Raw genomic sequence first — 12580 nt, forward strand, 5'->3', positions numbered from 1 at the left:
AGCTCCTACGGGCTCGCATTACGAGCCGGCGTCATCGTCCTGGAACTGGTCTTTGACGTACTTGATCTCGGTTCGGCCGTGGGGCGCCGGCAAGCCGTCTTCACCGAGGTTGACGAAGACCATTTTCTCGACCGTGAGGATGCTCTTGCGGGTGATCTTGTTGCGCACTTCGCAGGTCAGGGTGATCGAGGTACGGCCGAACTCGGTGGCGGTAATGCCCAGTTCGATGATGTCGCCCTGGCGCGAGGCGCTGACGAAGTTGATTTCGGAAATGTACTTGGTCACTACACGCTGGTTGCCCAACTGGACGATGGCGTAGATCGCCGCCTCTTCGTCGATCCAGCGCAGCAGGCTGCCGCCGAACAAAGTGCCATTAGGATTGAGGTCTTCGGGTTTGACCCATTTGCGGGTGTGGAAATTCATGTTCACTCCTGAGCGCCTTGCCGAATGATGCTGACCATCATGGCAGAGCCCGACCCAGAGCTCTATTGAGCATCGACTATGGTCTCGATTACCGTTCGGACATTGACCGACAGAAACACTTTGGAAGATCAGCATAGCCCGCTATAATCGCCACCGTTTCAAAACGGTCATCATCACTTGATACCGTTTTCCCGCCACCTGTCCGAGGGGCGCTGCAGCAGGTTCGACCTGTCAGGCTCGGATGGGGCGTTGCCTGGCCTTAAGCCAGACACTAAACGCACAACGGCGCCCATTCGCATACATTACGAATGGAGGCTCTTCATGAGCGCTGTTATCACGCCTGCAGATTTTACCGATTACAAAGTCGCCGACATGTCCCTGGCTGCCTGGGGCCGTCGCGAAACCATCATCGCCGAGTCCGAAATGCCAGCCCTGATGGGTCTGCGTCGCAAGTACTCCGAAGAGCAACCGCTCAAGGGCGCGAAGATCCTCGGCTGCATCCACATGACCATTCAGACTGCCGTGCTGATCGAAACCCTGGTTGCCCTGGGTGCCGAAGTGCGCTGGTCGTCCTGCAACATTTTCTCGACTCAGGATCAGGCCGCCGCTTCCATCGCCGCAGCCGGCATCCCGGTTTTCGCCTGGAAGGGTGAAACCGAACAAGAGTACGAGTGGTGCCTGGAGCAAACCATCCTCAAGGATGGCCAGCCATGGGACGCCAACATGATCCTCGACGACGGCGGCGACCTGACCGAACTGCTGCACAAGAAGTACCCACAGGTTCTGGATCGCGTCCACGGCGTGACCGAAGAAACCACCACCGGCGTTCACCGCCTGCTGGACATGCTGGCCAAGGGCGAGCTGAAAATCCCGGCCATCAACGTCAACGACTCGGTGACCAAGAGCAAGAACGACAACAAGTACGGCTGCCGTCACAGCCTGAACGATGCCATCAAGCGCGGCACCGACCACCTGCTGTCGGGCAAGCAAGCGCTGGTCATCGGCTACGGTGACGTTGGCAAGGGTTCCGCTCAGTCCCTGCGTCAGGAAGGCATGATCGTCAAGGTTTCCGAAGTCGACCCGATCTGCGCCATGCAAGCCTGCATGGACGGCTTCGAAGTGGTTTCGCCGTTCATCGACGGTATCAACAACGGTACCGAAGCCAGCATCGACAAGGCACTGCTGGGCAAGATCGACCTGATCGTGACCACCACCGGCAACGTCAATGTTTGCGATTCGAACATGCTCAAGGCCCTGAAGAAGCGCGCTGTTGTCTGCAACATCGGCCACTTCGACAACGAAATCGACACCGCTTTCATGCGCAAGAACTGGGCATGGGAAGAAGTGAAGCCACAGGTTCACAAGATCCACCGCACCGGCGCTGGCGATTTCGACCCACAGAACGACGACTACCTGATCCTGCTGGCCGAAGGCCGCCTGGTTAACCTGGGCAACGCCACCGGCCACCCGAGCCGCATCATGGACGGTTCGTTCGCCAACCAGGTTCTGGCGCAGATCTTCCTGTTCGGCCAGAAGTACGCCGACCTGTCGCCAGCCCAGAAAGCCGAGCGTCTGACCGTTGAAGTACTGCCGAAGAAACTCGACGAAGAAGTGGCCCTGGAAATGGTCCGTGGCTTCGGCGGCGTCGTGACTCAACTGACCAAGACCCAGGCCGACTACATCGGCGTGACCGTCGAAGGTCCGTTCAAGCCGCACGCTTACCGCTACTGATCGGTTCTGCTGCCTGCTCTCCCTGTGGGAGCGGGCTTGCTCGCGAAAGCGGTTTATCATTCAACATTAATGTCGACTGACCCACCGCTTTCACGGGCAAGCCCGCTCCCACATGGGATATGCAAGCCTCACAGGCTTACGCGTTTTCAAGGGTATTCCCATGTCCCAAGATCGTCGCTACAGCTTCGAGTTCTTCCCTACGAAGACCGATGCTGGGCATGAAAAGCTGCTCGCCACTGCCCGTCAGCTGGCTATCTACAACCCCGATTTCTTCTCCTGCACCTATGGCGCCGGCGGTTCGACCCGTGATCGCACGCTGAACACCGTGTTGCAGCTGGAAAGCGAAGTCAAAATCCCTGCCGCTCCGCATCTGTCCTGCGTGGGCGACAGCAAAGACGACCTGCGTGGTCTGCTGGCCCAGTACAAGGCCGCCGGCATCAAGCGCATCGTTGCCCTGCGCGGTGACCTGCCTTCGGGCATGGGCATGGCCAGTGGCGAAATGCGCCACGCCAATGACCTGGTTGAGTTCATTCGTGAAGAAACCGGCGACCATTTCCACATCGAAGTCGCCGCCTACCCGGAAATGCATCCGCAAGCGCGCAACTTCGAAGACGATGTCGCCAACTTCGTGCGCAAAGCCAACGCCGGCGCCGACAGCGCGATCACCCAGTACTTCTTCAACGCCGACTGCTACTTCTACTTCGTGGAACGCGTGCGGGCATTGGGCGTGGACATCCCGATCGTGCCGGGCATCATGCCGATCACCAACTACAGCAAGCTGGCGCGCTTCTCCGATGCCTGCGGTGCGGAAATCCCGCGCTGGATCCGCAAGCAACTGGAAGCCTACGGCGACGACACCCAGAGCATTCAGCGCTTTGGCGAACAGGTCATCACCGAGATGTGCGAACAACTGCTGCAAGGTGGCGCTCCAGGGCTGCACTTCTACACGCTGAACCAGGCTGAAGCGAGCCTGGCGGTGTGGAACAACCTGAAGTTGCCGCGTTAAACAAAGCAAGATCAAAAGATCGCAGCCTGCGGCAGCTCCTACAGGGAAATGTGTATTCCCTGTAGGAGCTGCCGCAGGCTGCGATCTTTTGCTTCAACGCACTATAAATGTGCAGCAATCCACGGAGTTAGAGCATCTGCGGTCAGTTTCTGGCTCTTTCCGGTTTCTCGTCGTAATCTCAAGCCCATGCCTTTGATCACGCAGTTAATCGCCGTGCTTGTCTTCACTTGCCTGAGCTTCGCCGCCCGGGGCGAGAAGTTGCGCATTGTCACCGAGCCGTGGGCGCCTTATGTGTACGAGGACAACGGCAAATCACTGGGGCTGGACTACGAAACCACCGCCATTGTCTTCAAGCGCCTGGGCATCGAAGTGGAGTGGCAGTTCCTGCCATGGAAACGCTGCCTGTCGATGCTTGAATCAGGCCAGGCCGACGGCGCGCTGGACATCTTTCACAGCGATGAGCGTGATGCGACCCTTCTCTACCCCAGCGAACCACTGTCTGAAGTGCAGTTCGTGTTGTTCTACGCCAATGAGCGGCCCCATCCGTTTCGCACCCTTGATGACTTGCGCGGCCTGACCATCGGCACCTCGCCGGGTTACCTGTACAGCAAGGACTTCAGCGACTCCACGTTGTTCACTCGCGAGCCGGCGCCCACCCACGAAGCCAACTTCGGCAAACTGCTGCGCGGACGGATTGACCTATTGATTACCGACCGCCGGGTCGGCCAGCATTTGCTCGATGAACTGGGCATCCGCGACAAGATCACCGAAAACCCCACGATCATCAGCCAGCAAAGCCAGTTTCTCGCGGTGCGGCGCAATGCGGGCATGGATCTGCTGGTGCAACGTTTCGGCGCCGAACTCAAGCGCTTCAAGCGCGAACCCGCCTACGCCGAACTGAGTGCCCGCTATGGTGCGGAACCGGCCGTGAACATGAAGACTGAAAAGGCTACGGCCGCCACGGAAAAAACCGTTGAGCAGCAGGAAAGCGGCGCGCAGTGATTGCTCTGTTATACTCCGGCCTTCCCGCCAGGCTCACGCCCGGACGCCCGGAATCGTTAAAGGCATCTCAACCCCGCTACTGCGCAGCTTTCAGCCCGCGCGAGCGCTTGCAGACGAGCCTTCGAGACCCAGCAGGACCGGACGGGATTGCGTCCTCTTAAACGCAATTCGCGCCAGGCAAGACTCCCATTGGGCCAAGCCCTAACTAAAACAGGATTACTCATGTCCTTTGCTTCCCTCGGTCTCTCCGAGGCTTTAGTCCGCGCCATCGAGGCAGCGGGCTATACCGAGCCTACTCCGGTGCAACAGCGGGCCATTCCCGCCGTGTTGCAAGGTCGCGACCTGATGGTCGCGGCACAGACAGGTACTGGTAAAACCGGTGGTTTCGCCCTTCCGATCCTGGAGCGGTTGTTCCCCAACGGTCACCCGGACAAATCCCAGCGTCACGGCCCGCGCCAACCGCGCGTGCTGGTCCTGACCCCGACTCGCGAACTCGCCGCGCAAGTGCATGAAAGCTTCAAGATCTATGCCCGTGACCTGAAGTTCGTCAGCGCCTGCATCTTCGGTGGTGTCGGCATGAACCCGCAGGTTCAGGCCATGTCCCGTGGCGTAGACGTACTGGTGGCCTGCCCTGGCCGCCTGCTCGACCTGGCCGGCCAAGGCAGCGTCGATCTGTCCCACGTGGAAATCCTCGTGCTGGACGAGGCCGACCGCATGCTCGACATGGGTTTCGTCCATGACGTGAAAAAGGTCCTGGCCCGCCTGCCGGCCAAACGCCAGAACCTGCTGTTCTCGGCGACCTTCTCCAAGGACATCACCGACCTCGCCGGCAAGCTGCTGCACAACCCGGAACGCATCGAAGTCACGCCGCCGAACACCACGGTCGAGCGCATCGAACAACGCGTATTCCGTCTGCCGGCCAGCCACAAGCGTGCCTTGCTGGCGCACCTGATCACCGCTGGCGCCTGGGAACAGGTGCTGGTGTTCACCCGCACCAAGCACGGCGCCAACCGCCTGGCCGAGTACCTGGACAAACACGGCCTGAGCGCTGTCGCGATCCACGGCAACAAGAGCCAGAACGCCCGCACCAAAGCCCTGGCCGACTTCAAGGCCGGCACCGTGCGCATCCTGGTGGCCACCGACATCGCCGCCCGCGGCCTGGACATCGACCAGTTGCCACACGTGGTCAACTTCGAACTGCCGAATGTCGATGAAGACTACGTGCACCGTATCGGCCGTACCGGCCGTGCCGGTCGTTCGGGCGAGGCGATTTCGCTGGTCGCCCCGGACGAAGAAAAACTGCTGAAAAGCATCGAACGCATGACCAAACAGAAAATCGCCGACGGCGACCTGATGGGCTTCGATGCAAGCACCATCGAGGCGGAAAAGCCTGAAGTGCGCGAGCGTCCGGACATGCGTAACCCGCGCAATCCGCGTGGCCCGCGCGGCGACGGCCCGAACGGCAGCGGTGGTGGCGGCGGTCGCAAGGACAAAGGCAAGGACAAGGGCAAGGAAAAACCGGCCGGCGAACGCGGCGAGCGCCCTGCCCGTCAGCAGAAGCCACGTGAAGGCACTCCGGCTCGCGAACAGCGTCCGAGCCAACCGCCACGTGCCGCCGCTGACCGTGCCCCGGACGAGTTCCTGGACGACGATATCGATAACTTCGGTAACCGCGTCGACTACGTACCGCAGCAGAAACCCGCGCAAGGTCGTGGTCGTCGTCCGGGTGCTCCGGCACAAGGCACCGCCGCAGGCACTCCACGTTCCGGCAAGCCACAAGGTCGCCAGAATGGTCCGCGCAATAGCGATGGCGCCAGCACCGGCACCCCGCCGGCCAAGCGTAACGGGCCTCGCAGTGGCGCACCGCGCGATGGCCAGGCCCGCCGCGAAGACTCACGCAATCGCCGCCCGGCCCGTGACGACCAGCCTCGTTCGGAACCGGCTGTGCAGAACCCGCGCGGCCCGGCACCAAAGATCATGCACAAGGAATCGAAAGCCGACCGCTTCCCGACACCTGAGCAGCTGGATCAACTGCCAAGCCGTCCTCGTGGTGAAAAACCAGCGCTGCTGACCCGCAATCGCTGATTTGTCGCTGCAATAAAAAATGCCCCGGTTTGTGAGAACCGGGGCATTTTTTTATGGCTGATGTAAAACCCTGCAGGAGCGAGCTTGCTCGCGATGGTCGTCAACGATAACGCTGGAAGCCTGATGCTCCGCGGCGCTCTCGTGTCTATCGCGAGCAGGCTCGCTCCTACAGACTCAGCATCACTTCGCTTTGACACCTTCGAACGTCACGTACATTTCAACCGCATCGGACGATGGACCCAGGTCTTTCTGCTTGCCGAAATCGGAACGCTTGAGGCTGAAAGTACCCTCAAAGCCTGCACGGTAGCCGCCCCATGGATCCTTGCCTTCGCCCAGGAAAGTGGCTTTGACCACGATTGGCTTGGTCACGCCGAGGATCGTCAGGTCGCCAGCCACGTCAGCAGTGTCCTTGCCAGCGGCGTTTTTGCCGGTAGGTTTGACGCTGGTGGAAACAAACGTGGCTTTGCTGGCGTTCAGGAAATCTTTGCTGGCGATGTGCTTGTCACGCTCGGCGTTGTTGGTGAACACGCTGGCGGTGTTCACGTTGAACTCGATCTTGCTGTCTTCAGGCTTGGCAGCGTCGAAGCTGAACTTGCCGTCGATGTCCTTGAAAGTACCGGTGATGAAGCTGTAACCCAGGTGGCTGATCTTGAAGTCAACGAAGGCGTGCTGGCCTTCTTTGTCGACCACGTAATCAGCGGCCATTACGTTACCGGCGGACAACAGGGCCGAACCGATTGCCAGAGCGGCCAGAGTCTTTTTCAACATGCTTTGTTTTCCTTGGGAGTCGAGGTTGAACTTCAGGCTTTGCGACCCAGCATTCGCTTGAGGGTCACATCACGGTCGATAAAGTGGTGCTTCAATGCTGCCAACGCATGGAGGCCGGAAAAAATTACCAGCACCCACGCCAGATAGAGGTGAATCACCCCAGCGGTATCTGCCTGATCCGGCAATCCGGATACCAGAGCAGGCACTTCAAACAAGCCAAACACCGGGATACCGACGCCTTCTGCGGTGGAAATCAGGTAACCGGCAATCAACACAGCAAACAGACTGAGATACAGAAAGCCATGACCGAACCTGGCGCCCAGGCGCGTCATGCGGCTGTAGCTGGCCAGGGTTGGCGGCGGCGGGCTGATGAAGCGCCACAGTACCCGCAGCAGCATCACACCCAACACCACCAGGCCGATGCTCTTGTGCAGGTCCGGCGCGTCTTTGCGCCAGGTGCTGTAGTAGTCGAGCCCGACCATCCACAACCCAAGCGCGAACAGACCAAAGACCGCCAGTGCCACGCTCCAGTGCATGAAAATGCTGACCCAGCCGTAGCGGGAGGTAGAGTTACGTAGCTGCATTGCCTGGATCCCTGTAAGTGCTGGCTCAAGAGTATCGAGTTATCTATCGAATTAAAGCGGAAAAATTTGCTTTGAAATATCGAAAAATACGATCAACAGTCTGAAGCCTGCGAGTTAAGGAAAGATTAAAGTCGAAATTGTGAGAAAAAGTGAATACAAACCAGAGAACACCTGTATCAAAAGATTTATTCGATTCTGGTCCCGGTTTTTCTCCAGGCAAAAAAAAGCGGCCCTTGACCTTGAGCCGCGTTTTTTTTGCCTGAACGTCACTGAGGCTTGGTCTCAGTCGTCACGCCCTCCCTAATTGTGGAACACTGGAGGGGGCTGTAAACAATCAGGACTGTAGAGATTCATATCGCATTCAAAGGCCAGCTCATGGCCGTATCCTCCAGGAAATATATGTCCCTCTACACAACCAGAAAGCGCTATCAATATGATTATTACTGCTAGTTCTTTCATACATTCTCCAGTTTTTGAAGATCGTAGGGCTCAAGATCAGCCGCTATCTATCATCTCCCTCTGGTTCGTTTGTGGGAGGCATCTGATGTATCGCTGAGGCGTGTAGGACTGGTAGACAAAGTCGAGATGTCTCATGTGCGATGGCAAAAAAAAAGCGCGGCCCTTGAGCCGCGCTTTTTTACGCCTGAACGTTACTGCGCCTTGGCATCCGTTGCCGGAGTCACAGCCGGTTTGGCCGCTGGCTTCTTGGCCGGCTCGGCTTTCTTGACGGGTGCCTTGGCCGGGGCTTTTTTCGTTTCGGTCTTGGCGGCCGGTTTGACCGGTGCCTTCTTGGCTGGCTCGGTTTTTACCGGTGCCGCAGCCTTCGGTGCTTCCACCGGTGCCGGCGCGGCGGCCGGGGCTGGTGCCGGAGCAGGTGCTGGCGGTGCTACAGGCTCAGGCGTCTTGACCGGTTCCGGCTTCTTCTCGTCATCCGAGCCGCCGAACAGGTTGCTGAAGAAGTTGCCTTTCTTGGCCGCCACCGCACCAGCGCCCGCTGCCGCTGCCGCTGCCGCTGCCGCTGCCGGAACCACTTTGGCCGGTTCGAACGACTTGCCCGCCGCCAGGTCTTCAACCTGGCTGGCTGCACGTTGACCGGTGCGCAGCGCGCCTTCCAGAGTGCCCGGGTACAGGGTATCGGTGTGTTCGCCAGCGAAGGCTACGCGCTGAATCGGGCGTTCCCACAGGCGCCAGAACTTGCTGATCTGGCCCGGGCCGAAGGCCAGGTAGGCGCCGCCAGTCGACGGGTCGGTGCTGTAGCGACGGATTTCATAACCGGTGAACGAACCACGGGCCTGTGGATAGAACGCGTGCAGGCGGATCAACACCTGATCGACCATCTGCTTGTCGCCGAATGCCTGCATCACCCGTGCATTGTCGCCGGACAGGTTGATCACCACGTTGGCGCCGCCCTTCAGGGCAGGCTCGACCCACAACATGCCCAGGCCAGTGTTGCTGTAGATCTCGCCGGACATGCGCGCCTTGCTTTCCCACACCGGCGTCTTGAACTTCAGCATGATCTGGTCACGCCAGCCGTAGTTGGTGCCCTTGATCGCCGCCAGGTGCTGGGCGTCCAGCGCCGGGGTCATCTGGATCTTGTTCAGGGCGCGCAACGGCACGGCCAATACAACGTAGTCAGCTTTATAACCGACACTGTCGACTTTGACGGTCACGCCGTCCTTGTCCTGAATGATCGCCGAAACCGGGGAGTTGGTCTTGATGGTTTTCAGCTGCTTGACGAAGGCCTGGGCCAGCACCGGGCTGCCGCCGACCAGGCGCGAAGCGCGCAGGTCGCGATCGGAGACACCACGGTAGACGCGGCTCTGCTGCGCGAAGTACAGCAGCGACAAGCGCGAAGGTTCGTCGTAGCGGGTACGGATCTGCTGATTGATCAACTGGCGGGCGGTGGCCGGCAGGTTCTGCTTGTCGAGCCAGCTCGACACGTTGATCTGATCCAGCGCGTGCAGCGTGTTGTTGGCGGCCGGGTTCAGCGGGTCGTCGATCGAACGCGCCAGATCGTCCAGGGTCTTGTCGAAACGCTTGAGCGCCTCGGCGGTAGCCGGTTGCTTGGTCGCCAGATCGGCGGCAGAGAAATACTCGCCATCGATCAGGTAGCCTGGGGTCCGTACGAATTCAGGGGCCGGCGTGGTGCTCAGCTTGAAGTTCGATACGTACTTGTTCAGCACCGGCTGGGTCTTGTCGTTGCCGATCCACTCGCTGGTGGCCATGCCGGAACGGCCGCCCAGGCTCGACCTGGCTTCCAGCAGGGTGACCTGCCAGCCCTTGCTCTGCAGCTCGTACGCGGCAGTCAGGCCCGACAGGCCGCCGCCGATCACGATCGCGGTTTTATCCTTGGCCAGCGCAGACACGCTGAACAGCCCCAACATCACCAGCGCACAGGCGCGCAGCCAACCGACAGACATTCAGCGAACTCCGGAATTACACAAGGAAAACAGCAGTTTTTGCGAGCCAGACGGCTCAAGAACCGCGAAGGATACGTCAGCCATCAGGCACCTGCCAGCAACGTCTATCGGCCTGGACAAAGTAGCTCTTTCGACACAATGGGTTGTCCCCGTGGCACGCATTGCATAGGCTTGCCCGATTGTTTGTCCGCGCAGGTCACGGACCGCCTCCAGGAGAGTGAAAATGGGCCTGAATAATCAGTGGATGCAACGCGATCTCGCCGTGTTATGGCATCCCTGCACCCAGATGAAAGATCACGAACAACTGCCGCTGATCCCGATCAAGCGCGGTGAAGGCGTGTGGCTGGAAGACTTCGAAGGCAAACGCTACCTCGATGCGGTCAGCTCCTGGTGGGTCAATGTGTTCGGGCACGCCAACCCGCGGATCAATCAGCGCATCAAGGATCAGGTCGATCAGCTCGAACATGTGATCCTTGCCGGCTTCAGTCATCAACCGGTGATCGAACTGTCCGAACGCCTGGTGAAAATGACGCCGGAAGGCCTGACCCGGTGCTTCTACGCCGATAACGGCTCGTCCTGCATCGAAGTCGCACTGAAAATGAGCTTTCACTACTGGCTCAATCGTGGTCAGCCGAACAAGAAGCGCTTCGTCACCCTGACCAACAGCTACCACGGCGAAACCATGGCGGCGATGTCGGTGGGCGACGTGCCGTTGTTCACCGAGACCTACAAGGCGCTTTTGATGGACACCATCAAAGTGCCAAGCCCGGACTGCTACCTGCGTCCCGAGGGCATGAGCTGGGAAGAGCATTCGCGCAACATGTTCGCCGCGATGGAACAGACCCTGGCCGAGAACCATGACAGCGTCGCAGCCGTGATTGTCGAGCCGCTGATCCAGGGCGCCGGTGGCATGCGCATGTATCACCCGGTGTACCTCAAGCTCCTTCGCGAAGCCTGCGACCGCTACGGCGTGCACCTGATCCACGACGAAATCGCCGTCGGTTTCGGCCGCACCGGGACGATGTTCGCCTGTGAGCAGGCCGGTATCCGCCCGGACTTCCTGTGCCTGTCCAAGGCCCTGACCGGCGGCTACCTGCCGCTGGCGGCGTGCATGACCACAGACGAAGTCTACAGCGCCTTCTACGACGACTACCCGACCCTGCGCGCCTTCCTGCACTCCCACAGCTACACCGGCAACCCGCTGGCGTGCGCGGCAGCCCTGGCGACGCTGGATATTTTCGAAGAAGACAACGTCATCGAGAACAACAAGGCCCTGGCGCAGCGCATGGCTTCGTCGACGGCGCATCTGGTGGATCACCCGAACGTGTCCGAAGTGCGCCAGACCGGCATGGTGCTGGCCATCGAGATGGTCAAGGACAAGGCCAGCAAGGAAGCTTACCCGTGGCAGGAACGTCGCGGCCTGAAGGTGTTCCAGCACGCCCTGGAGCGCGGTGCTTTACTGCGCCCATTGGGCAGCGTGGTGTATTTCCTGCCGCCGTACGTGATCACTCCGGAGCAGATCGATTTCCTGGCCGATGTGGCCAGCGAAGGGATCGACATTGCCACCCGTGACAGCGTCAGCGTGGCGGTGCCGAAGGACTTCCACCCGGGGTTCCGTGATCCGGGTTGATTGATTTCACCTAAGCTTCAGCGCTGACCGGACTACCGTCATCGCGGGCAAGCCCGCTCCCACAGGATTGCGCTGTACCTGTGGGAGCGGGCTTGCCCGCGATGGGGCCGCCAGATATTTACACCCTTTTCAGAGACCCCGAATGAGACTGTCCCGCTTCTTCATCGACGCCCCCCTGAGCACCGGCGAGCACGAGTTGCCCGAAGCCCAGGCCCATTACATCAGCCGCGTGCTGCGCATGGCCGAGGGCGATGCGTTGCAATTGTTCGACGGCTCGGGCCAGGAGTTTCGCGCCAGGCTGGTCGAAGTCGGCAAAAAACGCGTCGTGGTGCAGATCGATGAAAGCTTCGCCGGGCAGATCGAATCGCCGCTGCAAATCCATCTCGGCCAGGGCCTGTCCCGGGGCGAGCGCATGGACTGGGCGATTCAGAAAGCCACGGAACTGGGCGTCAGCGAAATCACCCCGATCTTCACCGAACGCTGCGAAGTCCGGCTCAAGGACGAGCGCGCCGACAAACGCCTGCTGCACTGGCGCCAGGTGGCGATCAGCGCTTGCGAGCAATGCGGCCGTTCACGGGTACCGCTGATTCATCCGCCACTGTTGCTGGCTGACTGGTTGAAGCAGGCGCAAGCCGAGTTGAAGCTGGTACTGCATCCGGTGGCCGAGCCTTTGGTCAGCCATGCCAAGCCTGGGACGCTGGCGTTTTTGATTGGGCCGGAAGGCGGGTTGTCGGATGGGGAAGTCGAACAGGCCAAGGCCAGCGGTTTTCATGCCGCCCGCCTCGGCCCTCGAGTGTTGCGCACAGAGACCGCGCCGGTGGTTGCATTGGCAGTAGCTCAGCAGCTTTGGGGCGACTTCTAGTCCGCCTTCGCGAACAAGCCCGCTCCCACAGGGTAATGCGATCAACTGTGGGAGCGGGCTTGCTCGCGA

General features: G+C 60.0%; 10 protein-coding genes and 1 riboswitch. Of the genes, 6 read left to right on the forward strand and 4 right to left on the reverse strand.

Annotated elements, in window-relative coordinates:
- Positions 1-18: 18 nt before the first annotated feature.
- Complete coding sequence (locus tag KSS91_RS26930) at positions 19-423, reverse strand: acyl-CoA thioesterase (RefSeq protein WP_102699934.1); 405 nt, start codon at positions 421-423, stop codon at positions 19-21.
- 198 nt (positions 424-621) lie between these two features.
- Positions 622-721, forward strand: a riboswitch (S-adenosyl-L-homocysteine riboswitch).
- Between the two features lie 23 nt (positions 722-744).
- On the opposite strand from KSS91_RS26930, the gene ahcY reads away from it, so the two are divergent.
- From ahcY to rhlE2, 4 genes are all read left to right on the forward strand, one after another.
- Positions 745-2154 carry an adenosylhomocysteinase gene (gene ahcY, locus KSS91_RS26935; RefSeq protein ID WP_007975450.1) on the forward strand — a complete coding sequence of 470 codons (1410 nt, stop codon included), beginning with the start codon at positions 745-747 and terminating at the stop codon, positions 2152-2154.
- Positions 2155-2314: 160 nt separating this feature from the next.
- A complete protein-coding gene (metF, locus tag KSS91_RS26940) occupies positions 2315-3160 on the forward strand; it encodes a methylenetetrahydrofolate reductase [NAD(P)H] (protein WP_104450110.1) in 846 nt (281 codons plus the stop codon).
- A 186-nt stretch (positions 3161-3346) separates the two neighbouring features.
- Positions 3347-4162 (forward strand): substrate-binding periplasmic protein, encoded by an 816-nt coding sequence (locus KSS91_RS26945; RefSeq protein WP_126048033.1) that lies wholly within the window; start codon positions 3347-3349, stop codon positions 4160-4162.
- Between the two features lie 222 nt (positions 4163-4384).
- Entirely contained in the window at positions 4385-6247 is a 1863-nt protein-coding gene (gene rhlE2 / locus KSS91_RS26950) for an RNA helicase RhlE2 (protein WP_217836595.1), read from the forward strand.
- 180 nt (positions 6248-6427) lie between these two features.
- Here the strand turns inward: rhlE2 and KSS91_RS26955 are convergent, their stop codons facing one another.
- From KSS91_RS26955 to KSS91_RS26965, 3 genes are all read right to left on the reverse strand, one after another.
- Positions 6428-7015 (reverse strand): YceI family protein, encoded by a 588-nt coding sequence (locus KSS91_RS26955; protein ID WP_015097179.1) that lies wholly within the window; start codon positions 7013-7015, stop codon positions 6428-6430.
- Between the two features lie 32 nt (positions 7016-7047).
- The gene (locus tag KSS91_RS26960) at positions 7048-7599 is read right to left on the reverse strand and encodes a cytochrome b (RefSeq protein WP_217836596.1); all 552 of its coding nucleotides are present in this window, start codon (positions 7597-7599) and stop codon (positions 7048-7050) included.
- A gap of 650 nt (positions 7600-8249) precedes the next feature.
- Complete coding sequence (locus tag KSS91_RS26965) at positions 8250-10019, reverse strand: flavin monoamine oxidase family protein (RefSeq protein WP_217836597.1); 1770 nt, start codon at positions 10017-10019, stop codon at positions 8250-8252.
- A 223-nt stretch (positions 10020-10242) separates the two neighbouring features.
- Between KSS91_RS26965 and KSS91_RS26970 the strand changes: the two genes are divergently transcribed.
- Together KSS91_RS26970 and KSS91_RS26975 are read left to right on the forward strand one after the other, a co-directional pair.
- Positions 10243-11649 (forward strand): adenosylmethionine--8-amino-7-oxononanoate transaminase, encoded by a 1407-nt coding sequence (locus KSS91_RS26970; RefSeq protein WP_217836598.1) that lies wholly within the window; start codon positions 10243-10245, stop codon positions 11647-11649.
- Positions 11650-11791: 142 nt separating this feature from the next.
- Positions 11792-12511 carry a 16S rRNA (uracil(1498)-N(3))-methyltransferase gene (locus KSS91_RS26975; RefSeq protein ID WP_217836599.1) on the forward strand — a complete coding sequence of 240 codons (720 nt, stop codon included), beginning with the start codon at positions 11792-11794 and terminating at the stop codon, positions 12509-12511.
- Positions 12512-12580 lie beyond the last annotated feature (69 nt).

Origin of the sequence: Pseudomonas azerbaijanorientalis (assembly GCF_019139795.1) — a bacterium.
Classification (GTDB): Bacteria; Pseudomonadota; Gammaproteobacteria; order Pseudomonadales; family Pseudomonadaceae; genus Aquipseudomonas; species Aquipseudomonas laurylsulfatiphila.

Excerpts from the sequence above, each read along its gene's own strand:
- KSS91_RS26955 (WP_015097179.1), bottom strand. The coding sequence starts at position 7,015 with ATGTTGAAAAAGACTCTGGCCGCTCTGGCAATCGGTTCGGCCCTGTTG.
- KSS91_RS26975 (WP_217836599.1), top strand. The coding sequence starts at position 11,792 with ATGAGACTGTCCCGCTTCTTCATCGACGCCCCCCTGAGCACCGGCGAG.
- KSS91_RS26970 (WP_217836598.1), top strand. The coding sequence starts at position 10,243 with ATGGGCCTGAATAATCAGTGGATGCAACGCGATCTCGCCGTGTTATGG.
- ahcY (WP_007975450.1), top strand. The coding sequence starts at position 745 with ATGAGCGCTGTTATCACGCCTGCAGATTTTACCGATTACAAAGTCGCC.
- KSS91_RS26960 (WP_217836596.1), bottom strand. The coding sequence starts at position 7,599 with ATGCAGCTACGTAACTCTACCTCCCGCTACGGCTGGGTCAGCATTTTC.
- KSS91_RS26930 (WP_102699934.1), bottom strand. The coding sequence starts at position 423 with ATGAATTTCCACACCCGCAAATGGGTCAAACCCGAAGACCTCAATCCT.
- metF (WP_104450110.1), top strand. The coding sequence starts at position 2,315 with ATGTCCCAAGATCGTCGCTACAGCTTCGAGTTCTTCCCTACGAAGACC.
- KSS91_RS26965 (WP_217836597.1), bottom strand. The coding sequence starts at position 10,019 with ATGTCTGTCGGTTGGCTGCGCGCCTGTGCGCTGGTGATGTTGGGGCTG.
- rhlE2 (WP_217836595.1), top strand. The coding sequence starts at position 4,385 with ATGTCCTTTGCTTCCCTCGGTCTCTCCGAGGCTTTAGTCCGCGCCATC.
- KSS91_RS26945 (WP_126048033.1), top strand. The coding sequence starts at position 3,347 with ATGCCTTTGATCACGCAGTTAATCGCCGTGCTTGTCTTCACTTGCCTG.